Raw genomic sequence first — 25,690 nt, forward strand, 5'->3', positions numbered from 1 at the left:
CATGTACCAGCACTTCATCCAGGGCCTGCAGCGGCTCGGCCGCGCCTTGATGCTGCCCATCGCCATCCTGCCCATCGCCGGCCTGTTGCTGCGCCTGGGCGACACTGACCTGCTCGACATCGCCCTGGTGCATGACGCCGGGCAAGCGATCTTCGCCAACCTGGCGCTGATCTTTGCCATCGGCATCGCCGTCGGCTTCGCCCGCGACAACAACGGCACCGCGGGCCTGGCCGGCGCCATCGGCTACCTGGTGCTGGTGGCGACGCTGAAGGTGATCGATCCGAAGATCGACATGGGCATGCTCGCCGGCATCATCTGCGGCCTGCTCGGCGGCGGCTTGTACAACCGCTTCAAGGACATCCAGCTGCCGGACTACCTGGCGTTCTTCGGCGGCCGGCGCTTCGTGCCGATCGCCACCGGGGTATCGGCGGTGTTTCTCGGGCTGCTGTTCGGCCTGATCTGGCCGCCGATCCAGCACGGCATCAACGAACTCGGCCAGCTGATGCTGGAGAGCGGCAGCATCGGCGCGTTTTTCTTCGGCGTGCTCAACCGGCTGCTGATCATCACCGGCCTGCACCATATCCTCAACAACCTGGTGTGGTTCGTCTTCGGCAGCTTCCAGGCGGCCAGCGGCCAGGTGGTCACCGGCGATCTGGCGCGCTTCTTCGCCGGCGACCCTGACGCCGGGCAGTTCATGACCGGCATGTTCCCGGTGATGATCTTCGGCCTACCCGCCGCCTGCCTGGCCATGTACCGCCACGCCCTGCCACAGCGGCGCAAGCTGATCGGCGGGGTGCTGCTGTCGATGGCACTGACCTCGGCGCTGACCGGAGTGACCGAGCCGATCGAATTCGCCTTCATGTTCCTGGCGCCGCTGCTGTACATGATCCATGCACTGCTGACCGGGTTGTCCATGGCCATCTGCGACCTGTTGGGGATCCGCCTGGGCTTCACCTTCTCCGGCGGCGGCATCGACATGGCCCTGGGCTGGGGACGCTCGAGCAACGGCTGGCTGGTGTTCCCGGTGGGCGTGCTCTATGGGTTGGTCTACTACTTCGTGTTCGACTACTGCATCCGCCGTTTCGACCTGAAGACACCTGGCCGCGAAGAACAGGCGGCCAGCCAGGCCGAGGGCAGCGATGCGCCACGGGCCCGACGCTACATCGACGCCCTCGGCGGCGCGGCCAACCTGCAAGGCGTGGATGCCTGCACCACGCGCCTGCGCCTGGTACTGGCTGACCGTAACCTGGCCCGTGACCAGGACCTGAAAGCCCTCGGCGCCCTCGCGGTGGTGCGTCCCGGTACCGGTGGCAGCCTGCAGGTGGTGGTGGGGCCGATGGCCGATGCGCTGGCCGACGAGATTCGCGCAGAACTGCCTCATGCGCGGGTGGCGGCACCGGTTGCCGAGAAGGCCGCCGTGGTCACCGAGACGGTCGTTGCGGATGAATGGCTGCAGGCCCTGGGCGGGCGCGAGAATGTGCTGGAGGCGCAGTGCGTGGCCTCGAGCCGGGTGCGGGTGCGAGTCAGGGATGAGGGCAAGGTAGAGCAGGAACGCCTGGCCGCCTTGGGCTGCCAGGGAGTTAGTCCGCAGGCGGGTGGGGTGTGGCATCTGTTGGTGGGCAGCAAGGCGCCAGCACTGGGCACTGCCTTACAGGGCTGAAAAGCATCGCGGGGCAAGCCCGCTCCCACGAGGCACTTGATAAACCTCGTGGGAGCGGGCTTGCCCCGCGATGACATTCGACGCCGTTCTAGAAGTCAGCCAGCGGCCAGACCTCATAAGCCGGCGTTTCATACGGGTGGCTTTGCTTGAGCGCAGCAACCACCTGGCCGATCAGCGCATCAGCCACCACCAGCTCCACCTTCCACTCCTCAACCACCTCGACCTGGCCGGTCTGCCCGAGGTACGGCTGGCTGCCGTCCAACGGGCGGAACTGGCCCTGGCCGAGGGTCTGCCAGGCGCAGTGGTCGTAGTCGCCGATGCGTCCGCCACCGGCGGCGAACACGGCGGCCTTGACCACCTCGACATGGCTGTCGGGGACGAAGAAGGCGAGCTTGTACACCCTCAGTTCACCCACACCCGCGCATTGCGGAACATGCGCATCAGCGCCGCGTCTTCCTGCCACTCATCCGGGCGCCAGGAGTTCTGCACCGCGCGGAACATACGCTCTGGGTGCGGCATCATGATGGTCACGCGGCCGTCGCGGCTGGTCAGGCCAGTAATGCCACGCGGCGAGCCATTCGGGTTGGCCGGGTAGGCTTCGGTGACCTTGCCGTGGTTGTCGACGTAGCGCAGGGCCACGCAACCGGACAGGTCGGCCTCCAGCAGTGCTTCCTCGCTGGCGAACTCGGCATGGCCTTCGCCGTGGGCGATGGCGATCGGCATGCGCGAACCGGCCATGCCCTGGAGGAAGATCGAGTTGGATTTCTGCACCTCGACCATGGCCACGCGAGCTTCGAACTGCTCCGAGCGGTTGCGCACGAAGTGCGGCCAGTACTCGGTGCCCGGGATCAGCTCGTGCAGGTTGGACATCATCTGGCAACCGTTGCACACGCCCAGGGCGAAGCTGTCGGTACGCTCGAAGAAGGCCTGGAAGGCATCGCGGGCACGGGCGTTGAACAGCGCCGACTTGGCCCAGCCTTCACCTGCACCCAGCACGTCGCCGTAGGAGAAGCCGCCGCAGGCCACCAGGCCCTTGAACGCTTCAAAGTCGACACGGCCGGCGAGGATGTCGCTCATGTGCACGTCGATGGCAGCAAAGCCTGCGCGGTCGAAGGCCGCAGCCATCTCGACCTGGCCGTTGACGCCCTGCTCGCGCAGGATCGCCACTTGCGGGCGCACGCCCTTCTTGATGTACGGCGCGGCGATGTCGTCGTTGACGTCGTAGCCCAGCTTGACCGACAGGCCCGGGTTGTCTTCTTCGAGCAGGGCGTTGAATTCCTGGTCGGCGCAATCGGCATTGTCGCGCAGGCGCTGGACCTGGTAGCTGGTCTCGGCCCACTGGCGCTGCAGCAGGCGACGCTCGCCGTTGAACAGTTCTTCGCCTTCGAAGTTGATCAGCACTTCACCGTTGTTGATCGGCTGGCCGATCACGGCGACGCAATCCTCGCCCAGGCCAGCGGCGCTGAACTGCGCCAGTACATCCGGCGTGGCGTCCTGACGGACCTGGATCACCGCGCCCAGCTCTTCGTTGAAGAGGATGGCCGCGACTTTCTCGCGCTTGCTGGTCAGAGTGCCCAGTTCAAGCTCCAGGCCACAATGGCCGGCGAAGGCCATTTCCAGCACGGTGGTCAGCAGGCCGCCGTCGGAACGGTCGTGGTAGGCCAGCAGGTGGCCGTCTTCGTTCAGGCCCTGGACCACGGCGAAGAACGCCTTGAGGTCTTCGGCGTCATCGACGTCCGGCGCCTGGGCGGCCAGCTTGCCGTGGGTCTGCGCCAGGATCGAGGCGCCCATGCGGTTCTTGCCACGGCCCAGGTCGATCAGGATCAGGTCGGTCTCGCCCTTGTCCATGCGCAGCTGCGGGGTCAGGGTCTTGCGGATGTCGGTGACCGGGGCAAAGCCGGTGATGATCAGCGACATCGGCGAGGTGACACTCTTCTGCTCGCCCGCTTCGCTCCACTGGGTCTTCATCGACATCGAGTCTTTACCGACCGGAATGGTGATGCCCAGCTCAGGGCACAGTTCCATGCCGACGGCCTTGACGGTGTCGTACAGACGGGCGTCTTCGCCCGGGTGACCGGCGGCGGACATCCAGTTGGCCGACAGTTTGATGTCGGACAGCTTCTCGATGCGCGAGGCCGCCAGGTTGGTCAGGGTCTCGCCGATCGCCATGCGCCCGGACGCCGGGGCGTCGAGCAGGGCCAGCGGCGTGCGTTCGCCCATGGCCATGGCTTCACCGGTGTAGACGTCGAAGCTGGTGGCGGTGACGGCGCAGTCGGCCACCGGTACCTGCCATGGGCCGACCATCTGGTCGCGGGCCACGAGGCCGGTGATGGTACGGTCGCCGATGGTGATCAGGAAGCTCTTACTGGCCACGGCCGGGTGACGCAGGACGCGCTCGACCGAGTCCTTGAGTTCCAGGGTGCTCGGGTCGAACTCATCGCCCAGCTCCGCTTCGCGGGTGACCGAGCGGTGCATGCGCGGCGGCTTGCCCAGCAGCACGTCCAGCGGCATGTCCACCGGCGTGTTGGCGAAGTGGCTGTCGGTAACGGTCAGGTGCGGTTCTTCGGTGGCCTCACCGACCACGGCGAACGGGCAGCGCTCGCGCTCGCAGATAGCCTGGAAGCGCTCGAAATCTTCGGCGCTGACCGCCAGCACGTAGCGCTCCTGCGACTCGTTGGACCAGATCTCGTGCGGGGCCATGCCCGGCTCGTCGTTGGGCACGTTGCGCAGTTCGAAGCGGCCACCGCGGCCACCGTCGTTGACCAGTTCCGGGAAGGCGTTGGAAATACCACCGGCGCCGACGTCGTGGATGAAGGCAATCGGGTTCTTGTCGCCCAGCTGCCAGCAGCGGTCGATGACCTCCTGGCAACGGCGCTCCATTTCCGGGTTCTCGCGCTGCACCGAGGCGAAGTCCAGGTCGGCGGAGCTGGCGCCGGTGGCCACCGACGAGGCGGCGCCGCCACCCAGGCCGATCAGCATGGCCGGGCCGCCGAGCACGATCAGCTTGGCGCCGACGGTGATCTCGCCCTTCTGCACGTGGTCTTCACGGATATTGCCCATGCCGCCGGCGAGCATGATCGGCTTGTGGTAACCACGCACCTCTTCACCGTGCGGGGTGTTGATGCCCTGCTCGAAGGTGCGGAAGTAGCCGGTCAGCGCCGGGCGGCCGAATTCGTTGTTGAACGCGGCGCCGCCCAGTGGGCCTTCGATCATGATGTCGAGGGCGTCGACGATACGCTCAGGCTTGCCGTACGGTTTCTCCCATGGCTGCTCGAAGCCCGGGATACGCAGGTTGGATACGGTGAAGCCAGTCAGGCCAGCCTTGGGCTTGGCGCCACGGCCGGTGGCGCCTTCGTCGCGGATTTCGCCGCCGGAGCCGGTGGAGGCGCCGGAGAACGGGGCGATGGCGGTCGGGTGGTTGTGCGTCTCGACCTTCATCAGGATATGCACCGGTTCCTGCACCGCGCCGTACTGGCGGGTCTCAGGGTTCGGGAAAAAGCGGCCGGCGACGCTGCCGACGATCACCGAGGCGTTGTCCTTGTACGCAGACAGCACGCCTTCGCTGTGCATCTGGTAGGTGTTCTTGATCATGCCGAACAGGCTCTTCTCCTGCGCCTGGCCGTCGATGTCCCAGCTGGCGTTGAAGATCTTGTGGCGGCAGTGCTCGGAGTTGGCCTGGGCGAACATCATCAGTTCGATGTCGTTGGGGTTGCGCTTGAGCCCCTGGAAGGCGTTGACCAGGTAGTCGATCTCGTCTTCGGCCAGGGCCAGGCCCAGGTCGATGTTGGCCTGCGCCAGGGCGGCGCGGCCACCGGCGAGGATGTCCACCGAGGTCATCGGCTTGGGCTGGGCGTGGCTGAACAGGTCGGAAGCCTGCTCCAGCTGGGCCAGCACGCGCTGGGTCATGCGGTCATGCAGTTCGGCGGCGATGGTTTGAGCATCGGCGTCGCTGAGGTTACCGGAGACGTAGTAGGCGATACCGCGCTCCAGGCGCTGGATCGACTGCAGGCCGCAGTTGTGGGCGATGTCGCTGGCCTTGGATGCCCAGGGCGAGATGGTGCCCAGACGCGGCACGACCAAGAACAGGCGGCCGGCTGGCTCCTGCACCGGCACGCTCGGGCCGTACTTGAGCAGACGGCCCAGCACCTGCTGCTGGTCGGCGGTCAGCTCGCCGTCGACGTCGGCGAAGTGGGCGAATTCGGCATACAAACCAGTAACAGCGGGGACTTTCTGGCTCAGTTGCTCGAGTAATTTACCGTGGCGAAAGGCAGAAAGGGCAGGAGCGCCGCGCAGGATCAACATCGTCGGGACAGCCTCAGGAAGGGGTGTGCTTAGAGGCCGTGCATTCTAGCCTAATTCGCAGGCTTTCGGCACCCGCTCAAAGCCAATGCTGCCGGGCGGTGGAACCGGACCCAGGGGTCAAAAAAACCACCGGCTTCGCGCGATCCCTGTAGGAGCGGCCTTGTGCCGCGATGGGCTGCGCAGCAGCCCCAAATTCACTGCTGTGCTGGGAAAACCCTTGGGGGCCGCTGACGCAGCCCATCGCGGCACAAGGCCGCTCCTACAAAGGAATCGAGCCGCTTCTGCACAAAACCCGCTAGCAGACCTGCCAACCATTGTCGAGATATGGCGCCGCCGGTCCTTTGCGTATACTGCACCCTATGTTCGCCCACACTGCTTTGCGCCAGCGATGCGCCAAATGGCTCCTCGCAACCGGACTCTTCCTGATGCTCGGTGCCTGCGTTGAAAAACCCAGCACCCTCGAACGCGTCAAGGAGGATGGCGTATTGCGCGTGATTACCCGTAACAGCCCGGCCACCTATTTCCAGGACCGCAACGGCGAAACCGGTTTCGAATACGAACTGGTCAAGCGTTTCGCCGACGACCTGGGCGTGAAGCTGGAGATCGAGACCGCCGACAACCTCGACGAGCTGTTCGACCAGTTGGGCAAGCCGTCCGGCCCGGTACTGGCCGCCGCCGGCCTGGTCAGCAGCGAGCGCCGCGCCGCCCAGGCGAAGTTCTCCCACCCCTACCTGGAAGTGACCCCGCAGGTCATCTATCGCAATGGCCGCTCGCGGCCGACCAGCGCCAAAGGGCTGGTGGGCAAGAAGATCATGGTGCTCAAGGGCAGCAGCCACGCCGACCAGCTCGCCGAGCTGAAAAAGCAGAACCCGGGGCTGGAGTACGAGGAGTCCGACGCCGTCGAGGTGGTCGACCTGCTGCGCATGGTCGACGAGGGCCAGATCGACCTGACCCTGGTCGATTCCAACGAGCTGGCCATGAACCAGGTGTACTTCCCCAATGTGCGCGTGGCCTTCGACCTGGGCGACACCCGCGACCAGCGCTGGGCGGTGGCTGCCGGCGAAGACAACAGCCTGCTCAACGAGATCAACGAGTTTCTCGACAAGTCGCAGAAGAACGGCACCCTGCAGCGCCTGAAGGACCGTTACTACGGCCACGTCGATGTCCTCGGCTACGTCGGCGCCTACACCTTCGCCCAGCACCTGCAGCAGCGCCTGCCCAAGTACGAGAAGCACTTCAAGACCAGCTCCAAGGTCGAGCAGGTCGATTGGCGCCTGCTCGCCGCGATCGGCTACCAGGAATCGATGTGGCAGCCCGAGGTCACCTCCAAGACCGGCGTGCGCGGCCTGATGATGCTGACCCAGCGCACCGCCCAGGCCATGGGCGTGTCCAACCGCCTGGACCCCAAGCAGAGCATCCAGGGCGGCGCCAAGTACTTCATGCTGGTCAAGGACCAGCTCGACGACAGCATCAAGGAGCCGGACCGCACCTGGTTCGCCCTGGCCGCCTACAACGTCGGCAGCGGCCACCTGGAAGACGCCCGCACCCTGGCCAGGCGCGAAGGCCTGAACCCGAACAAGTGGCTGGACGTGAAGAAGATGCTGCCGCGCCTGTCGCAGAAGCAGTGGTACAGCAAGACCAAGTACGGCTACGCCCGCGGCGGCGAGCCGGTGCACTTCGTGGCCAACATCCGCCGCTACTACGACATCCTCACCTGGGTCACGCAGCCGCAGCTCGAAGGCCAGGTGGCCGAGGGCAACCTGCATGTGCCGGCGGTGAACAAGGACAAGCCGGCGGAACAATCGCCGCCGATGTGACACGCCACCGTCCTTTGTAGGAGCGGCCTTGTGCCGCGAAAGGGCTGCGCAGCGGCCCCAGGATTTCAGAGTTGAGCAAAGATCGCTGGGGCCGCTTTGCGGCCCTTTCGCGGCACGAGACCGCTCCTACAGGGATCGTGTCAGCTAGGCTTTCGCCCGCCGCGCCTTGAAGAACTCACTCAAGATCGTTCCGCACTCCTCTGCCAGCACCCCACCCTCGAACATCACCCGATGGTTGAGGAACCCCTGGCTGAAGAACTGCCCCTGGCTCTGCACGATCCCCGCCTTGGGCTCCAGCGCCCCATAGACCACCCGCGCCACCCGCGAATGGACGATCAACCCCGCGCACATGCTGCATGGCTCCAGGGTCACGTACAGGGTACTACCCGGCAACCGGTAGTTGCTGGCCGACTTGGCCGCAGCGCGGATCGCCACCATTTCGGCGTGGGCGCTGGGGTCGCTGTCGATGATCGGCCGGTTGAAGCCCTGGCCGATCACCTGGCCATGCTGCACCAGCACCGCCCCCACCGGCACCTCGCCCAGGGCCGCGCCCTGGGCCGCCAAATCGAGGGCCAGGCGCATGAATTCCTGGTCGCGGCTGCGATCGATGATCTGCGGTCGCATCAGACCACCGCGATCGCGGCCATCAGGCCGGTTTCCATGTGGTCGATGACGTGGCAGTGGAACATCCAGGTACCCGGGTTGTCCGCCACCAGCGCCACCTGCGCCCGCTCGTTCTTGCCCAGAAGGTAGGTGTCGGTGAACCACGGCTCGACGATCTTGCGCCGATTGGAGGCGATCACCTTGAAACTCATGCCATGCAGGTGGATCGGGTGCTGGTACTGGGTCATGTTCTTCAGCTCGAGGATGTAGCTCTTGCCCTTCTGCAGCGTGGCGATCGGCCGGTCGGCACAGGTCTTGTCGGTGATGTCCCAGGCCTGGCCGTTGATCTGCCACAGGCTCGGCGGCTTGCCGTTCTCGGTGTTCACCGAGACCTTGCCGACCCATTCGAAATTGAAGTTGAGCTTCTCGGCGTTCTCCAGGTCCGGCTCGGCCACCGGGTTGGGCGGCAGGGCCTTGGGCCAGTCGCCGGGCGCCTCGCTGCTGGCCACCGAGCGCAAGGTGCCCAGGCGCACGAAGCCATCACGCAGGGAGATCTCTTCACCCGCCTCGGGGATGCGGATCGCCAGGCAGATGCGCATGCCCGGCCCGAGCCAGTACTCGTCGTCCAGCGGCCGTGGAGTGATCGGGTTGCCATCGAGGGCGTAGATCATCGCCTCGCAGTTGCCCTTGAGGTTCAAGCGGTAGGTCCAGGTGTTGTCCAAGTTCAGCAGCCTTACCCGCACCACCTGCCCGGCCGGCAGCTCGGTAACCGAATCAGCCTGGCCGTTGATGGTGATCAGGCGCCCAGCCGTGCCGTTGCGGGCCGCCTCGCGGGGGATGCTGAACGGCAGCCAGGCGCCCTGCTCGTCCACGTGCCAGTTCTTCAGGCTCAGGGTGCGCTCATGCCGGAAGCCCGTGGGCTCGCGCTCCTCGACGATCAACGGCCCGACCAGGCCGCGACCCAGCTCTTCGGAGCTGCTGACATGCGGGTGATACCAGTAGCTGCCGGCGTCCGGCACCTTGAACTTGTAGTCGAAGTATTCGCCCGGCTTGACCGGCAACTGCGAGACATAGGGCACACCGTCCATCTCCAGCGGCAGACGGATGCCATGCCAGTGAATGGTGGTCTCGACGGGCAGATGGTTGATGAAACGCACCCGCAGCCAGGTGCCCTGACGCACCCGCAGCTCGGTGCCCGGCACCGACGGGCCGAAGGCCCAGGCCTCGGTCTTGAAGCCCGGCACCAGCTCGACGTCCAGGGGCGCTGCGATCAGCTCATAGTCGTGCCCGGCGTTGTCGTCCTCGACCTTGCCCAACCAGTAGCGTGCCGCGCCTCCGGCGCCCAGGCCTACCACTACGAGGCCGGTCAGGCCCTTGAGCATTTGTCGACGGGTAAAGGACATCGGTGCGGGTACCTCGTGTTCTGCGCAATCAGTCTGCCAGCAGCGGCTGGCGATGAGGGGCGAATACGATACACCTGCATTTGCGAAAGATTAAGTGAAGTCTTGTCGCAGGGTTGTTAAGGCGCCGACTGCCTGCGCCTAATGCCTGGCCCCCGAGGACACCGCCGCCTACGACCTAGGAAATGCCTATCTGCAGTGCCATCCATGCGCCTCTCACGATACGGGAGACAGCGTGACCAAAAGCGCCTGCTGCATCTGTGAACAACCGTCTCCGCCGGCCAAATCATTCCATTTTACGCTACCAGGAGGACATACCAGCCCTATCTCACCTGTATTGTGGCAATTAAACAGCACCATTCAGCACAACAAGGGCTATCTCTGCTGGCGTCATCGGGAACATTGCTAATCAACGCTCAATACAGCTGCTCATAAAAATGCGTTGCAAGCTCATTGCGATGTTAACGTAAAAAACCCAATTTCCGCAGCGCCAACCGCAGCTCAGTTTCCAGCGCTTGAAAACTAGCCAAATTTCGCAACACTTCAAGCGACGCTTGCTCACCCAACGTATTGAGATAGGGGGACACACCCTGCCGCAAACGCCTACTCGGTGGATTCGTAGATGTAAACGCTCCTCGTAAAATGGCTTTCGGATCGGCTACACCTTCAACATTTCGAACAGCTGGCAAGCCCAGTTGCTGATCAGTAAGTTCTGTGCCAAATGCACATCGGAGCGCGTTACCATCAGCTATGACCCAAGCCTCAGTTTCACGAATCGGTACCACTCCCACTCCCGCCCCTTCACCACCCATGGTGTCGTGAACAAGGTCGAGTCCTGGCTGAACGAGCTGCTGTCGAGCCCTCTGCGGATCATTGGCACCATCAGTATGAACAAATAAGATATTCCAGGCACCTCTCGCCATGGCAGCGGATTGCGCTATACGTTCTACGCGTGGCAAGCGGTCTTTAGTCTCTGGGTCATCTAGTCCCAAGACCTCACTGACCTCAATGGGATACGCGGCATCATGCGCACAGATATCTTCACATAGGCGCTGGAGTAACGGTCGAAGAAAATAGTAGTCAGTGGAACCTTCCGCAAAAAGAGCCAACCCCAAATACCGCATGAATCAGCCCTCCGCACTCGCAGTTTCCAACACTGTTCTGACTTCGAAATCTGATACAAAATCTCGATTGCTTTCATCGTCAAAAAGATCACCCTGAGGACGCGTACGAACAGGGCGAAGTCGTGTTTTCCGTCTACTTTCACCGATTGATGGATCACTGACCGTGGATGTGTCGGCGAAAAGCACAGCTCCTTCGATTGCGTGATAGCTCTTGTCAATCAATGCCGAGAGCACCACAGGAGAGTGACTGTTCAACAGAAGCTGACTGAGTGGAGCTACTTCCTCTCCAACTTCAAAATCGTCAGGTTGACTAACCATATCCCTTAAGCGCTGCACCAATAGTTTCACCCTGGCAGGGTGAACACCATTTTCCGGCTCTTCAAAGCAAATAAGTCCACGATGACGAGGATCGTGCAACAGGGTGAGTAGTGCTAGAACTCGCAAAGTACCATCCGACACCACACGAGAAGAGAAAGGCAGCCCATCACGCATTGTCAATTCGATTCGGTATTCGCGGCTGGCATCATGCAGCTCGGCATCTAGCTTTTTTATTCCTGGGATAAGATTATTCAGTTCTGCCGCTATATCACTCAAAACGCCGTTTGGCCGTGCGGCGCTTTGTGTTTCCATTTTCAACTGAGCTAACACGGCAGCCAAATTAGCGCCATCAGAATTTAGAGTATCTGACGCAGTTACAGCCACCGGCTTACGCAAAAGTGTCGGATCTAGCTGCAAAAGCCTCCAGTGACGCATTTCCTCTCGCAATGCGAAGAGATGTGGAAACTCCGCATTAGTAATACTATAGAGAACCGTCGCTTCTGCTGCGCTGGCAGGCCGATTGCGTCCTTGCTTACCATCTTGATGTATATCGAATGTCGGACCGCTTGCTCGCTCTTCCGTTGTTAACCAAGGTTTGCTGCGGAGGTACTTCAAATACGCAGCGCGAAAGCCCTTCGATGGTTTTACCGCGTCAGCCCATCGATCGTCTTTTCGCATAATCGGGCGAACAGCCTCATGCGCCACCTGAATACGTTCGATACCATTTCGAATCTCACGCCGCTCAAGAGTAACCTCATAGCGCATACGGGTATGAGTTAGCTTTACCTCGCTACCCCACGGGTCACGTACAACAGGATCGACAAGCACCTCAGCAGCCAATCGAATTTGCTTAGCCCTACCACTTGGAGTCTGGCGAAATAGCTCGAGCGGCTCACCTCTCATTTCTTTAACAGCCTCGGCAACATCACGCACCGCGAGACTAGAGAGCAGCTGAATCGCATCGAACAGATTACTTTTACCGGCTGCGTTATTTCCGACGATCGCAGTAAAAGGTGTCAAATCAATTTGAAGATTCTCGAAGGTCTTGAATCCATCTATTTCGAGGCGCGTGAGCATACGGTTCCCTTCGGTCCAGTGGGTATCGCCTTTTTAAAACATGGCCACCCTAAACGCAAACGGGCGCTGTTCCCAGAGAGGTACAGCGCCCGTTCAGTAGCAAGCTACGTTATCATTCCCACTCGATGGTGGCCGGCGGCTTGCTCGACACGTCATAAGTAACGCGCGAGATACCGTCGATTTCGTTGATGATACGGCCGCTGACGGTTTCCAGCAGCTCGTACGGCAGGTGCGCCCAACGCGCGGTCATGAAGTCCACGGTCTCGACGGCACGCAGGGCCACAACCCAGGCGTAGCGACGGCCGTCGCCGACGACGCCGACCGACTTGACCGGCTGGAACACCACGAACGCCTGGCTGGTCTTGTGGTACCAGTCGGCCTTGCGCAGTTCTTCGATGAAGATGTGGTCGGCGCGACGCAGGATGTCGGCGTATTCCTTCTTCACTTCACCGAGGATGCGCACGCCCAGGCCTGGGCCCGGGAACGGGTGGCGGTAGACCATGTCGTACGGCAGGCCCAGTTCCAGGCCGATCTTGCGCACTTCGTCCTTGAACAGCTCGCGCAGCGGCTCGACCAGCTTGAGGTTCATTTCCTCCGGCAGGCCACCGACGTTGTGGTGCGACTTGATCACGTGGGCCTTGCCGCTCTTGGCGCCGGCCGACTCGATCACGTCGGGGTAGATGGTGCCCTGGGCGAGGAACTGGATGTTGTCCAGCTTGCTGGCTTCGGCATCGAACACGTCGATGAAGGTGCGACCGATGATCTTGCGCTTTTTCTCAGGGTCCGCTTCGCCTTCCAGGTTGTCGAGGAACTGCTTCTCGGCATCGGCGCGGATCACCTTGACGCCCATGTTCTCCTTGAACATGGCCATCACCTGGTCGCCTTCGTGCAGGCGCAGCAGACCGTTGTCGACGAACACGCAGGTCAGCTGGTCGCCGATGGCGCGGTGCAGCAGCGCGGCAACCACGGAGGAGTCGACGCCGCCGGACAGACCCAGCAGGACGTTGGCCGAACCGACCTGTGCGCGCACCTGGGCGATGGCGTCCTCGACGATGTTCGAGGCGGTCCACAGGGCTTCGCAGCCACAGATGTCCTGGACGAAGCGCGACAGGATGCGACCGCCTTGCTTGGTGTGGGTCACTTCCGGGTGGAACTGCACGCCGTAGTAACCCAGGGCGTCGTCGTACATGCCGGCGATCGGGCAGCTCGGGGTGCTGGCCAGTACGCTGAAGTTGCCCGGCATCTGGGTGACCTTGTCGCCGTGGCTCATCCACACGTCCAGGCCCAGCACGCCGTCGTCATCGACATGGTCTTCGATGCCGTCGAGCAGGCGGCTCTTGCCGACCACGTCGACACGGGCGTAGCCGAACTCGCGCAGGTCGGAACCTTCGACCTTGCCGCCCATCTGCTCGGCCATGGTCTGCATGCCGTAGCAGATGCCCAGCACCGGGACCTTCAGGTCGAACACGGCCTGCGGGGCGCGCGGGCTGTTGGCTTCGTGGACCGACTCGGGGCCACCGGCCAGGATGATGCCGCGCGGGTTGAATTCGCGGATCGCTTCATCGTCCATGTCGAACGGGTGCAGTTCGCAGTACACGCCGATCTCGCGCACGCGGCGGGCGATCAGCTGGGTGTACTGGGAACCGAAATCGAGGATCAGGATGCGGTGAGCGTGAATGTCGAGGGCCATGACTCAATCTCGTCAGTGGAAATCGGAAACGACACGGGGCTGTCATGACAGCCCCGCTTGCTATTGCTGGAAGCCTCAGCCTACGCGGTAGTTAGGGGCTTCTTTGGTGATCTGCACGTCATGCACATGGGACTCGGCCATGCCGGCACCGGTGATGCGCACGAACTCCGGCTTGGTGCGCATCTCTTCGATGGTCGCGCTGCCGGTGTAGCCCATGGACGAACGCAGGCCGCCCATCAGCTGGTGGATGATCGCGGCCAGGGCGCCCTTGTATGGCACACGGCCTTCGATGCCTTCCGGTACCAGCTTCTCGGCACCGGCCGAGGAGTCCTGGAAGTAACGGTCGGAGGAGCCTTGCGCCTGTGCCATGGCACCCAGCGAGCCCATGCCGCGGTAGGCCTTGTAGGAACGGCCCTGGAACAGTTCGACTTCACCCGGTGCTTCTTCGGTACCGGCGAACATCGAGCCCATCATCACGCACGAGGCGCCAGCGACGATGGCCTTGGACAGGTCACCCGAGAAACGGATGCCGCCGTCGGCGATCAGTGGCACGCCAGTGCCTTCCAGTGCGGCGGCGACGTTGGCGATGGCGCTGATCTGCGGCACGCCGACACCGGCGACGATACGGGTGGTGCAGATCGAGCCTGGGCCGATACCGACCTTGACCGCGTCGGCGCCGGCTTCAGCCAGGGCCTTGGCGGCGGCGCCGGTGGCGATGTTGCCACCGATGACCTGCACTTGCGGGTAGGTTTCCTTGACCCAGCGAACGCGGTCGATCACGCCCTTGGAGTGACCGTGGGCGGTGTCCACCACCACCACGTCAACGCCGGCGGCCACCAAGGCGGCAACGCGCTCGCCGGTGTCCTTGCCGGTGCCGACCGCGGCGCCGACGCGCAGGCGACCCTGGTCGTCCTTGCTGGCCAGCGGGTAGGCCTTGGCCTTCTCGATGTCCTTGACGGTCATCATGCCCTTGAGGGCGAACTTGTCGTCGACGATCAGGACTTTTTCCAGGCGGTGCTTGTGCAGCAGCTCGCGGACTTCGTTCTTGTCGGCGCCTTCGCGGACGGTGACCAGACGCTCTTTGGGGGTCATCACGTCGCGGACCTTGGCGTCCAGGCGGGTTTCGAAGCGCACGTCACGGGAGGTGACGATGCCGACCAGGTCGCCGTTCGCCAGTACCGGAACGCCGGAGATGTTGTTCAGGCGGGTCAGGTCGAACAGGTCGCGCACGGTAGCGTCGGCGTCGATGGTGATCGGGTCCTTGACCACGCCGGCCTCGAACTTCTTGACCTTGCGTACTTCGCCGGCCTGCTGCTCGATGGTCATGTTCTTGTGGATGATGCCGATGCCGCCTTCCTGGGCCATGGCGATGGCCAGGCGCGCTTCGGTCACGGTATCCATGGCGGCGGAGACCAGGGGAATGTTCAGCTCGATGCCACGAGTCAAACGGGTCTTGAGACTGACTTCATTGGGCAGTACCTCGGAGTAGCCAGGTACAAGGAGGATATCGTCGAAGGTCAGGGCTTCTTGGCTGATACGCAGCATCGCGGGGGCTCCCGGAAGGGGAAAAATGGAAGCGCGCCATTATACCCATCCATGGCGCGCCGCTCAATGCAAAATAAGGGCCTTCGGTCAGCCTTGCGGCAGTTTTACCTGCACCACCGCCACCGGCTGGTCCAGCCAGTCGGCGAAGCTGTCGAGGAAGGCCTGGGTGAACCCGGCCTCGCCCCAGTTGTTGAAGATGAACCCCAGGTTGGAAAAGGCACACGGCTGCAGGTAGAGGAAGCCATTGATGTCGTCCTCGAATCCGCACAGCGGGCAGGTGAAGTTGTCGCTCACCCCCGGCATCCATTCCTCCAGGCTCTCGAACAGCGGCTCGCCCACCTCCCGCCGGCATTCCGGGCAGCCGGCCTCCTCGAGAAATCCGTCGGTAGGGGTATAGATGCAGCGCTTGAGCATCACCTCAAGACCATTGACCTGTGCGCCGAACGGCAGCTTCTCGGGGTGCAGGGCCACCTTGCGCGCCCCTTCGGCCAGGGCATGGCCCATACGATTGCCGGTGCGACCGCAGGTGCTCAGTTGCTCCTCGACGATCTTCTCGCGCACCAGCCAGCGCAGGATGGCGCGGGCACGGGCTTCGTGAACCGGCACGGTGGACAGCTTGGGGACGATGATGCTCTGGGTGTTCATGCTTGGGGCGGGCCTGCGAACTGCGGTAATCACTCAATTCTACCGTCTGCTCAGGCGCTCAGGTAGCGACCGATCAACGCCAGGCCGCTGGCCAGCACCAGCCAGGTGATCAATCGCACGAAGGCCTCGCGGGATAGCCTCAGGGTCAGCCGCCGTCCCAGCCAGGTACCGGCGAACATCACCGGCAACAGGCAGGCGGCCAGCAGCAACAGGCTGACGTCGGCATATACCCCGGCGATCAGGAACAGCGACAGGCGCACCACCGTGCTGCAACTGATCAGTGCGACCTGGGTCGCCCGCACCTGCTCCTTGGCCTCCAGCCGTGCGCTGAGGTAGATCGCGTATAAAAAGCCACCACTGCCGAACAGGGCGCCGAACAACCCGCCCACCGTGCCCATGGGCACCGCCCAGGCGGCCGACAAGCTCGCCGGCCGCACCTTCACCGCCAGGCCATAGACCGCGTAGGCAGTGACGAACAGCCCCATCAGCAACAGCAGGACATCCGACTTCAGGCGCAGCAGGAACACCACGCCCAGCGTGCAGCCCACGGCCATGAACGGCAGCAGCCGCAGTAACTCGCCGCGCACCACGTCACGCCGCGACGGCAGCAGGTTGCCGAAAGCGGCGACGAAGTCCAGCAACACCAGCAACGGAATGATCCGCGACAACGGCATGAAGTGGATCAGCACGGGGCCGGCGACCAGCGCGGTGCCGAAGCCGGCGATGCCGAAGACGATATAGGCCACCCCCACACCCAGCAGGATGGGTAGCCAGTCGAGCGTGGAAAACGACAATTGAGCGAGCATCGCGACAGTTCCTCGGGAGACCACTGAAGGTTAGCCAGCGACAAGCCATGCCGACTAATATGCCTTTACGCCATGAGCCATCTGGAAAAGGCATGACATGACTTCGATCCGTCAGCTGCGCTATTTCGTCGAAATTGCCGAGGCCGGCAGCTTCAGTGCCGCCGCCGAGCGGCTGTACATCGCCCAGTCGGCCCTCAGCCGACAGATCAAGGAGCTGGAGCTGCACCTGGGGTCCGCACTGTTCGAGCGCACCGCTCGCCAGCCACGGCTTACCGCCGCCGGGCTGGCCTTCCTCGACCGCGCCCGGCGCCTGCTGGCCGACCTGGACAAGGCCGAACGCCTGGCCCGCGAAGTTGGCCAAGGCCTGCGCGGCAGTTTGCGTCTGAACCACTCCAGCACCGTGCCGCTGACCGGGCAGTTGCTGCAGCGCCTCGGCACCTACCTCGAGGCTAACCCTGGCGTATCCCTGGAAATCGCCCAGCAATCGTCGGAAGCGCAGCTGGAGGACATCGCCGAGGGACGGCTGGAGATCGGCCTGTTGCGCCTGCCAGTACTGCGCCAGCACGAGGGCGTGGAGCTGCATGCGTTGTTCGACGAGCCCCTGCTGCTGGCGGTGGCGGCGAACCACCCACTGGCCACGGCGGGCAGTGTTCGGCTGGGGCAACTGCGCGAGGAGCGCTTCATCTCCATTCCCCATCGTCAGCGCGGCGGGCTGAGCTACCTGTCGGCGTCGCTGTGCATGAACGAGGGATTCTATCCCCAGGCGGCGCAGGTGGTGTCGCGCAAGACCACGCAACTGCAGTTGATCCAGGCCGGGTTCGGGGTAGCTTTGTTGCCGGCAAGCATGCGCGAGATCGCCCCGCCCTCGGTCACCTTCGTGCCGCTGGCCGAGGCGTGCCAAAGTACCGTGGCGCTGGCTTGTCGGCGGGATGCCGGGGAGCTGGTGCAGCAGTTTGTGGCGGCGATGAAAAAGTGAGGTCTCGGCGCAAACACCCTGTAGGAGCGGCCTTGTGCCGCGAAAGGGCTGCAAAGCAGCCCCGGCAATCTCTACGGCAACGCTGAAGAACTGGGGCTGCATCGCAGCCCTTTCGCGGCACAAGGCCGCTCCTACAATGATCGCGCCATGCCGCGACGACCGGGCCAGGAACAGACAACCGGGACCGATGTCCTTTATGATGCCCGCCATGATCAGAGACCCCTTCGAACGACTCGGCCTGGACCGCGAGGTCCTCACCGTCAGCCAGCTCAACGGCCGCGCCCGCGTGCTGCTCGAGGACGTGTTCCGTAGCGTCTGGGTGGAAGGCGAGATTTCCAACCTCGCCCGCCCGGCCTCCGGCCACATGTACTTCACCCTCAAGGACAGCGGCGCGCAGATCCGCTGCGCGCTGTTCCGGCAGAACGCCGCCCGCGTGCGTCAGGCCCTGCGTGACGGCCTGGCGGTAAAGGTGCGCGGCAAGGTTTCGCTGTTCGAGGGCCGCGGCGACTACCAGCTGATCCTCGACACCGTCGAACCGGCCGGTGACGGCGCCCTGCGCCTGGCCTTCGAGGCACTGAAGGAAAAGCTCGGCGCCGAGGGCCTGTTCAGCACCGAACGCAAGCAGCCGCTACCGGCCCACCCGCAGCGCATCGGCATCGTCACCTCGCCCACCGGCGCGGTGATCCGCGACATCATCAGCGTGTTCCGCCGCCGCGCGCCGCAGGTCGAACTCAATCTGATCCCTACCGCCGTGCAAGGCCGCGAGGCCATCGCACAGATCGTCCGTGCCCTGCAGATGGCCGACCGGCAGGGCTTCGACGCGCTGATCCTGGCCCGTGGCGGCGGCTCGCTGGAAGACCTCTGGTGCTTCAACGAAGAGGCCGTGGCCCGTGCCGTGGCCGCCTGCGTGACGCCGATCGTCAGCGCCGTGGGCCATGAGACCGACGTGTCGATCAGCGACTTCGTCGCCGATGTGCGCGCCCCCACGCCTTCGGCCGCCGCCGAACTGCTCGCCCCCGACAGCAGCGGCCTGCAACAGCGCCTGGACAGCCTGCAGCGGCGCCTGTTGCTGCGCATGCAGAGCCGCCTGGCCCATGACCGCCTGCGCGTCGAGGGCCTGGCCCGACGCCTGCGCCACCCGGGCGAACGCCTGCGCCAGCAGGCCCAGCGCCTGGACGATCTGGACATGCGCCTGCGCCGCGCCTTCGCGCTGACCATGAGCCAACGCCACGAACGCCTCGGCCGCCTGGACATGCGCCTGGCCGCGCAACACCCGGGACGCAACCTGAAACTGCTCAAGCAACGCCTGGACAGCCTGGCCGAACGCCTGCCACGGGCCATGCGCGAGGTGATCAAGGATCGCCGCCAACGCTTCCAGGCGCAGTTGCAGACGTTGCAGGTGGTCAGCCCACTGGCCACCCTCGCCCGCGGTTACAGCATCCTCCTCGACGAGCGCGGCCAGGCCATCCGCAGCGCCGCGCAGACCCACAACGGCCAGCGCCTGACCGCCCGTCTCAACGAAGGCGAGCTCAAGGTGCGGGTCGAGGACAACCACCAGACTCCGGTCACCCTCTCGCTACTGGACTGACACATGCCCCGCCTGTTCGCGCCCCTGCTCGCTTTTGCCCTGCTGCTGCCACTTACCGCGGCCCAGGCCAGCTACATCACCCGCACCCTCGACAAGCCGGTGCCCGGCGGCGTGGCAGTGATCGACCTGGGCCCCTCCACCAGCGCCCCCACGGCCCGCTTCGACGGCAAGCCGGTGTTGGTAGTGAAGGAACAGGACAAATGGCTGGCCATTGTCGGCATCCCGCTCACCCAGAAGCCCGGCAGCGCCGTGCTCAGCCAGGCTGGGCGCGACATCCGCTTCAGCGTGGGCAGCAAGAAATACCCCGAACAGCACATCACCCTGAAGAACAAGCGCCAGGTCAACCCCGAGCCCGAGGACCTCAAGCGCATCGACCGCGAGCTGGCCGAGCAGATCAAGGCCTACCGCAGTTTCAGCCCGACCCTGCCGAGCAACCTGATCCTCGACAAGCCGGTCAACGGCCCGCTGTCGAGCAAGTTCGGCGTGCGCCGCTTCTTCAACGGCGAGGAGCGCAACCCCCATGCCGGCCTGGATTTCGCCGTGCCCGCCGGCACGCCGATCAAGACCCCGGCCAATGGCAAGGTGATCCTGGTGGGCGACTACTTCTTCAATGGCCGCACGGTGTTCGTCGACCATGGCCAGGGCTTCATCAGCATGTTCTGCCACATGTCGAAGATCGACGTGAAGCCGGGGCAGGTACTGCGCCGTGGCGAGGTGGTCGGCCGCGTGGGCTCCACCGGCCGGGCGACCGGGCCGCACATGCACTGGAACGTCAGCCTCAACGATGCGCGGGTGGATCCGGCAATCTTCATCGGCGCGTTCCAGCCCTGAGACCTGTGCCATCTGGGCCGGCCTCTTCGCGGGTAAACCCGCTCCCACAGGAATTGCGCTGTACCTGTGGGAGCGGGTTGACCCGCGAAGGGGCCGGCACGGCCAACATCAATCACTTTGTGTTGCGCCATCGAAAAATACTGCGCAACATTAAAGAAACCGAACAAAAATATCAGCCATAAAATCTCGAGAAATAGCATTTTTTAAGCATTTCTCTCAATTTCCCCGCAGTGCTTGCCATCCCCCAACCCACTGGTTAGGGTTGAGCCTATGAACATCTTCAGCACCCTGCTCCGACAACATCGCAGCCTCTGCCTGGTCAGCGCCCGACTACCAGGGTGAATCGCGTCGCCTCGCCTTTTTCTCTCGTTTTCGTTTGGCAGGCCCGATCACGGCCGCACATAAAAGGATTGCTTTCATGACCATGCTCAAAGACCCATCGAAGAAGTACCGCGCGTTCCCGACCATCGACCTGCCCGACCGTACCTGGCCGTCGAAGACCATCACCCAGGCGCCGATCTGGTGCAGTTCCGACCTGCGTGATGGCAACCAGTCGCTGATCGAGCCGATGGACTCGGAGAAGAAGCTGCGGTTCTGGAAGACCCTGGTGCAGGTGGGCGTGAAGGAAATCGAAGCGTCGTTCCCGTCGGCCTCGCAGACCGACTTCGACTTTGTGCGCACCCTGATCGAAGACGGCCACATCCCGGACGACACCACCATCCAGGTGCTGACCCAGGCCCGTGAAGACCTGATCGCCCGTACCTTCGAGTCCCTGCGTGGGGCCAAGAAGGCCATCGTGCACCTGTACAACGCCACCTGCCCGTCGTTCCGCCGCATCGTCTTCAACCAGGACAAGCAGGGCGTGAAGGACATCGCGGTCAACGCCGCCAAGCTGTTCGTCAAGTACGCCGCGCAGCAACCAAATACCCAGTGGACCTTCCAGTACTCGCCTGAAACCTTCAGCGCCACCGAACTGGAGTTCGCCAAGGAAGTGTGCGACGCGGTGATCGAGGTGTGGAACCCGACCCCCGAGCACAAGATCATCCTCAACCTGCCGGCCACCGTCGAAGTCGCCACGCCGAACGTCTACGCCGACCAGATCGAATGGTTCTGCCGCAACATCAACCGTCGCGACAGCGTGATCATCAGCCTGCACACCCACAATGACCGTGGCACCGGCATCGCCGCCACCGAGCTGGGCCTGATGGCCGGCGCAGACCGCGCCGAAGGCTGCCTGTTCGGCAACGGCGAGCGCACCGGCAACGTCGACCTGGTGACCCTGGCGCTGAACCTCTACACCCAGGGCATCGACCCGCAACTGGACTTCTCCGACATCGACGGCGTGCGCAAGGTCGTCGAAGAGTGCAACCAGCTGCCGGTACACCCGCGCCACCCGTACGTCGGCGACCTGGTCCACACCGCGTTCTCCGGCTCGCACCAGGACGCCATCCGCAAGGGCTTCTCCAAGCAGCAGGACGGCGAACTGTGGGAAGTGCCGTACCTGCCGATCGACCCGGCCGACATCGGCCGCAGCTACGAGGCGGTGATCCGCGTCAACAGCCAGTCGGGCAAGGGCGGCATCACCTACCTGCTCGAGCAGGAGTACGGCATCAGCCTGCCGCGCCGCATGCAGATCGAGTTCAGCCAGGTGGTCCAGGGCGAGACCGACCGTCTCGGCCTGGAAATGACCGCCGAACAGATCTACAAACTGCTGCAGAAGGAATACCTCCAGGCCAACGCGCCGTATGCACTGGTCAGCCACCGCCTGCAGGAAGAGAACGGCAGCAGCCACGTGCAGGTGGAAGTCTCCGGTGAAGGCGAGACCACCCTGCACTGGCACGGCAAGGGCAACGGCGCCCTGGAAGCACTGGTGGCCGGCCTGCCGGTCAGCGTGGAGATCATGGACTACAACGAGCACGCCATCGGCGCCGGCACCAACGCCAAGGCGGCGGCGTACATCGAACTGCGCGTGGCCGGCGGGCGTCCGGTGCACGGCGTGGGCATCGACGAGAACATCACCACCGCCAGCTTCAAGGCGCTGTTCAGCGCGCTGAACCGCTCGCTGAGCCAGCAGCAGGCGAAGGCGGCGTAAGCCATCGCCGATGAACGAAGCCCGCACATGATGCGGGCTTTTTCATGCCTGTTGCTTTGGCCTGCGTCCGCCCATGTAGGAGCGGCCTTGTGCCGCGAAAGGGCCGCAACGCGGCCCCAGCGATCTTTGCATGAACACTGAAACCAGGGCCGCTGCGCGCCCCTTTCGCGGCACAAGGCCGCTCCTACAGGGCGATCGGCCACCCTGCAAGGCGCAACTGCAGGCGAAAAAAAGGGGCGCCGACCAAGCGCCCCACAAGCCGTGTAGCACACAACGAAATCTGTCAGTCCAGCAGCGCCATCGCCTCGGCGCTGCACGCCTCGATCCGCGCCCAGTCGCCGTTCTTGATCCAGCTGCTGTCGAGCATCCAGGTGCCGCCCACGCACATCACATTGGGCAGGGCCATGTAGTTGCGCACGTTGGCCGGGTTCACCCCGCCGGTCGGGCAGAAGCGAATGTCGCCGAACGGGCCGCCAAAGGCCTTGATCGCCGCCACGCCACCACTGATCTCCGCCGGAAACAGCTTGAAGCGACGGTAGCCGAGGGCATAGCCCATCATGATCTCCGACGGCGTGCTGATGCCCGGCAGCAGCGGAATGTCGCTGTCCACGCCCGCCTCGAGAATGTCCTGGGTGATGCCCGGGGTGACGACGAACTGCGCGCCCGCGGCCTCGACGGCGGCGAACATGCCACGGTCGAGCACGGTACCGGCGCCGACGCACAGTTCCGGACGCTGCTCGCGCAGTACCTGGATGGCCTTCAGGCCGTGCTGCGAGCGCAGGGTCACTTCCAGGGTGCGGATGCCGCCGGCGCCCAGGGCGTCGGCCAGGGGCAGGATGTCTTCCTCACGGGCGATGGTGATCACCGGCAGGATGCGCGCCTTGTCGCAGATCGCGTCGATCCGCGCGGCTTTGTCGGCCATCGAGAGCAAAGGCTGTGGGCGTTCGAGGGTGGTCATGACAATGGGTCCTTGGCTCATGGGCACCAGTAGATGTCCAGGGGGTCGTGAAGAAAGGCGCGAATCGGCATTTCGGTTGGATCTTCGGCCGCCAGGGCGGCACGCAGGGTGGCGAGCTTGCCCGCGCCTTGCACGGACAGGGCGATGAAGCCGGCGCTGGCCAGCAGCGCGCGGGTCATGCTCAGGCGCTGGTGCGGCACGCTCGGCGCCAGCATCGGCAGGCAGCGACGCTCGCCGACCTTGGCCAGGCCCTGGCGCAGGTTGGGGCTGGCCGGGAACAGCGAGGCCGTGTGGCCGTCGTCGCCCATGCCCAGCACCAGCACATCGATCGGCGGCAGGTCGGCGAGCACCTGGTCAGCCTGCTCGGCGGCGGCCTCCAGGGTCGCGGCGCTCTGGTACAGGCCGATGAAACGCGCCTTGGCCGCCGGGCCCTTGAACAGGTGACGAGCCAGCAGGCCGGCGTTGCTGTCGTCGTGCGCCACCGGCACCCAGCGCTCGTCCGCCAGGCTCACGGTGACTTTCGACCAGTCCAGCACCTCTGCCGCCAGTTTCTCGAGAAACGGCACCGGGCTGCGGCCGCCGGACAGCACCACGCAGGCCTGGCCCTTGCTGGCGATGGCCTGGCGCAGGCGCTCGGCCACATCATGGGCCAGGGTCGCCGCCAGGGTTTTCGCATCAGCCAGCTGATGCGCCCTCACCGTCGCCGGCAGTTGCAGTTCAGATATCGCCATACCAGGCCCTCCCATCGCGAGTGATCAATGCAATCGAGCTCATCGGCCCCCAGGAACCGGCCGCATAGGGCTTGGGCGCGTCGCCGCTGGTCTTCCAGCCGGCGATCAGCTGATCGCACCATTTCCAGGCGTATTCGATCTCGTCCTTGCGCACGAACAGGTTCTGGTTGCCGCGCATCACTTCCAGCAGCAGACGCTCGTAGGCGTCGGGAATCCGCGCGCTGCGCCAGGTGTCGGAGAAGTTCAGCTGCAGCGGGCCGCTGCGCAGCTGCATGCCCTTGTCCAGGCCCTGCTCCTTGGTCATCACCCGCAGCGAAATGCCTTCGTCCGGTTGCAGGCGGATGATCAGCTTGTTGCCGATCTGCAAACGCTGTTCCGGGGCGAAGATGTAGTGCGGGGTTTCCTTGAAGTGGATGACGATCTGCGACAGCTTCTGCGGCATGCGCTTGCCGGTGCGCAGGTAGAACGGCACCCCCGACCAGCGCCAGTTGCGGATATCGGCGCGCAGGGCGACGAAGGTCTCGGTGTCGCTCTGGGCGTTGGCGTTGTCCTCTTCCAGGTAGCCCGGCACCGGCTTGCCGTCGCTGAAGCCGGCGATGTACTGGCCGCGCACCACATGGGTGCTCAGGCCTTCGCCGGTGATCGGTGCCAGTGCCTTGAGCACCTTGACCTTCTCGTCGCGGATGCTGTCGGCCGACAGGTCGCTGGGCGGGTCCATGGCGATCAGGCAGAGCAGCTGCAACAGGTGGTTCTGGATCATGTCGCGCAGCTGGCCGGCCTTGTCGAAGTAGCCCCAGCGGCCCTCGATGCCGACCTTCTCGGCCACGGTGATCTCCACATGGGAGATGGAATTCTGGTTCCACTGGGTTTCGAACAGGCTGTTGGCAAAGCGCAGGGCGATCAGGTTCTGCACCGTTTCCTTGCCCAGGTAGTGGTCGATGCGGTAGACCCGGCTCTCGGGGAAGAACCGCGCCACGGCGTCGTTGACCCGACGCGACGACTCCAGGTCATGGCCGATGGGCTTTTCCAGCACCACCCGGGTGCGCGAGGCCAGGCCGGCCTTGTCGAGGTTCTCGCAGATCGCGCCGTAGACTGCCGCCGCCGTGGCGAAGTAGGCGATCAGCGGCTGCCCGCTCGGCGCCTGTTCGGCCAGGGCCTGGTAGCCCTCGGGCTCGACGAAGTCCAGGTGCAGGTAGCTCAGGCGCCCGAGGAAGCGCCCCAGGGAAGCGGCATCGATCTCCGCCTCCGGCACATGCCGACGCAGATGGGCTTCGATGTTGTCCAGGTGTTCCTGCACGCTGCCCGGCTCGCGGGCCAGGGCCAGCAGGCGGGTGTCCGGGTGCAGGAGGTCGGCGCGGTCGAGCTGGTAGAGCGCGGGAAACAGCTTGCGCAACGCCAGGTCGCCGAGGGCGCCAAAGAGGGCGAAGGTGCAGGGTTCGACACTGATCGCGGCCATGATGTTGGTTCTTTTATAAATGTTGGACTAGGAATACCGGTTTCAACCCTGCTTTTCAAGGGTTAATGTAG

General features: G+C 64.1%; 19 protein-coding genes. 6 read left to right on the forward strand and 13 right to left on the reverse strand.

Annotated elements, in window-relative coordinates; translation table 11 throughout:
- Nucleotide 1: 1 nt before the first annotated feature.
- Nucleotides 2–1,660, forward strand: a complete 1,659-nt coding sequence (nagE, locus tag PRtIB026_RS24260) for an N-acetylglucosamine-specific PTS transporter subunit IIBC (protein WP_203650972.1) — start codon at nucleotides 2–4, stop codon at nucleotides 1,658–1,660.
- Between the two features lie 88 nt (nucleotides 1,661–1,748).
- Here the strand turns inward: nagE and PRtIB026_RS24265 are convergent, their stop codons facing one another.
- Nucleotides 1,749–2,060, reverse strand: coding sequence for an NGG1p interacting factor NIF3 (locus PRtIB026_RS24265; protein ID WP_203650971.1), 312 nt, complete (start codon nucleotides 2,058–2,060; stop codon nucleotides 1,749–1,751).
- A 2-nt stretch (nucleotides 2,061–2,062) separates the two neighbouring features.
- Complete coding sequence (gene purL, locus PRtIB026_RS24270; protein WP_203650970.1) at nucleotides 2,063–5,962, reverse strand: phosphoribosylformylglycinamidine synthase; 3,900 nt, start codon at nucleotides 5,960–5,962, stop codon at nucleotides 2,063–2,065.
- Nucleotides 5,963–6,321: 359 nt separating this feature from the next.
- Between purL and mltF the strand changes: the two genes are divergently transcribed.
- The gene (mltF, locus tag PRtIB026_RS24275) at nucleotides 6,322–7,779 is read left to right on the forward strand and encodes a membrane-bound lytic murein transglycosylase MltF (protein WP_203650969.1); all 1,458 of its coding nucleotides are present in this window, start codon (nucleotides 6,322–6,324) and stop codon (nucleotides 7,777–7,779) included.
- A gap of 144 nt (nucleotides 7,780–7,923) precedes the next feature.
- Here the strand turns inward: mltF and tadA are convergent, their stop codons facing one another.
- The 8 genes from tadA to PRtIB026_RS24315 all read right to left on the reverse strand — a co-directional run bounded on the left by tadA (nucleotide 7,924) and on the right by PRtIB026_RS24315 (nucleotide 16,987).
- Nucleotides 7,924–8,403 (reverse strand): tRNA adenosine(34) deaminase TadA, encoded by a 480-nt coding sequence (gene tadA / locus PRtIB026_RS24280; RefSeq protein WP_050704163.1) that lies wholly within the window; start codon nucleotides 8,401–8,403, stop codon nucleotides 7,924–7,926.
- On the reverse strand, nucleotides 8,403–9,785 hold the full coding sequence (locus PRtIB026_RS24285; protein ID WP_203650968.1) for a multicopper oxidase family protein: 1,383 nt from the start codon (nucleotides 9,783–9,785) through the stop codon (nucleotides 8,403–8,405). Before PRtIB026_RS24285 ends, tadA begins: the two co-directional genes overlap by 1 nt.
- A 458-nt stretch (nucleotides 9,786–10,243) precedes the next feature.
- On the reverse strand, nucleotides 10,244–10,906 hold the full coding sequence (locus PRtIB026_RS24290; RefSeq protein ID WP_203650966.1) for a DUF4276 family protein: 663 nt from the start codon (nucleotides 10,904–10,906) through the stop codon (nucleotides 10,244–10,246).
- A gap of 3 nt (nucleotides 10,907–10,909) precedes the next feature.
- Nucleotides 10,910–12,301, reverse strand: a complete 1,392-nt coding sequence (locus PRtIB026_RS24295; protein ID WP_203650964.1) for an AAA family ATPase — start codon at nucleotides 12,299–12,301, stop codon at nucleotides 10,910–10,912.
- Nucleotides 12,302–12,413: 112 nt separating this feature from the next.
- Complete coding sequence (gene guaA / locus PRtIB026_RS24300) at nucleotides 12,414–13,991, reverse strand: glutamine-hydrolyzing GMP synthase (protein WP_050704158.1); 1,578 nt, start codon at nucleotides 13,989–13,991, stop codon at nucleotides 12,414–12,416.
- A gap of 75 nt (nucleotides 13,992–14,066) precedes the next feature.
- On the reverse strand, nucleotides 14,067–15,536 hold the full coding sequence (gene guaB, locus PRtIB026_RS24305) for an IMP dehydrogenase (RefSeq protein ID WP_050704157.1): 1,470 nt from the start codon (nucleotides 15,534–15,536) through the stop codon (nucleotides 14,067–14,069).
- An 87-nt stretch (nucleotides 15,537–15,623) separates the two neighbouring features.
- Nucleotides 15,624–16,181 (reverse strand): sugar ABC transporter ATPase, encoded by a 558-nt coding sequence (locus tag PRtIB026_RS24310; RefSeq protein WP_110738328.1) that lies wholly within the window; start codon nucleotides 16,179–16,181, stop codon nucleotides 15,624–15,626.
- Nucleotides 16,182–16,231: 50 nt separating this feature from the next.
- Nucleotides 16,232–16,987, reverse strand: a complete 756-nt coding sequence (locus tag PRtIB026_RS24315) for a sulfite exporter TauE/SafE family protein (RefSeq protein WP_203650958.1) — start codon at nucleotides 16,985–16,987, stop codon at nucleotides 16,232–16,234.
- Nucleotides 16,988–17,084: 97 nt separating this feature from the next.
- Here PRtIB026_RS24315 and PRtIB026_RS24320 point away from each other — a divergent pair, with 97 nt between their 5' ends.
- The 4 genes from PRtIB026_RS24320 to leuA all read left to right on the forward strand — a co-directional run bounded on the left by PRtIB026_RS24320 (nucleotide 17,085) and on the right by leuA (nucleotide 22,474).
- Nucleotides 17,085–17,963, forward strand: coding sequence for a LysR family transcriptional regulator (locus tag PRtIB026_RS24320; RefSeq protein WP_203650956.1), 879 nt, complete (start codon nucleotides 17,085–17,087; stop codon nucleotides 17,961–17,963).
- Between the two features lie 208 nt (nucleotides 17,964–18,171).
- Entirely contained in the window at nucleotides 18,172–19,551 is a 1,380-nt protein-coding gene (gene xseA / locus PRtIB026_RS24325) for an exodeoxyribonuclease VII large subunit (RefSeq protein ID WP_203650954.1), read from the forward strand.
- Between the two features lie 3 nt (nucleotides 19,552–19,554).
- Nucleotides 19,555–20,382, forward strand: coding sequence for a M23 family metallopeptidase (locus tag PRtIB026_RS24330; protein WP_203650952.1), 828 nt, complete (start codon nucleotides 19,555–19,557; stop codon nucleotides 20,380–20,382).
- A 418-nt stretch (nucleotides 20,383–20,800) separates the two neighbouring features.
- Nucleotides 20,801–22,474, forward strand: a complete 1,674-nt coding sequence (gene leuA / locus PRtIB026_RS24335; protein WP_203650950.1) for a 2-isopropylmalate synthase — start codon at nucleotides 20,801–20,803, stop codon at nucleotides 22,472–22,474.
- A gap of 283 nt (nucleotides 22,475–22,757) precedes the next feature.
- On the opposite strand, the gene PRtIB026_RS24340 is transcribed toward leuA, so the two are convergent.
- From PRtIB026_RS24340 to zwf, 3 genes are read right to left on the reverse strand one after another with little or no spacing between them, the layout of a single operon-like run.
- Nucleotides 22,758–23,432, reverse strand: coding sequence for a bifunctional 4-hydroxy-2-oxoglutarate aldolase/2-dehydro-3-deoxy-phosphogluconate aldolase (locus tag PRtIB026_RS24340; protein WP_203650948.1), 675 nt, complete (start codon nucleotides 23,430–23,432; stop codon nucleotides 22,758–22,760).
- A gap of 17 nt (nucleotides 23,433–23,449) precedes the next feature.
- A complete protein-coding gene (pgl, locus tag PRtIB026_RS24345; protein ID WP_203650946.1) occupies nucleotides 23,450–24,163 on the reverse strand; it encodes a 6-phosphogluconolactonase in 714 nt (237 codons plus the stop codon).
- Entirely contained in the window at nucleotides 24,150–25,619 is a 1,470-nt protein-coding gene (gene zwf, locus PRtIB026_RS24350) for a glucose-6-phosphate dehydrogenase (protein ID WP_203650944.1), read from the reverse strand. Before zwf ends, pgl begins: the two co-directional genes overlap by 14 nt.
- Nucleotides 25,620–25,690 lie beyond the last annotated feature (71 nt).

The sequence above is a fragment of the Pseudomonas sp. RtIB026 genome (assembly GCF_016861355.2).
In the GTDB taxonomy this organism is placed as follows: domain Bacteria; phylum Pseudomonadota; class Gammaproteobacteria; order Pseudomonadales; family Pseudomonadaceae; genus Aquipseudomonas; species Aquipseudomonas peradeniyensis.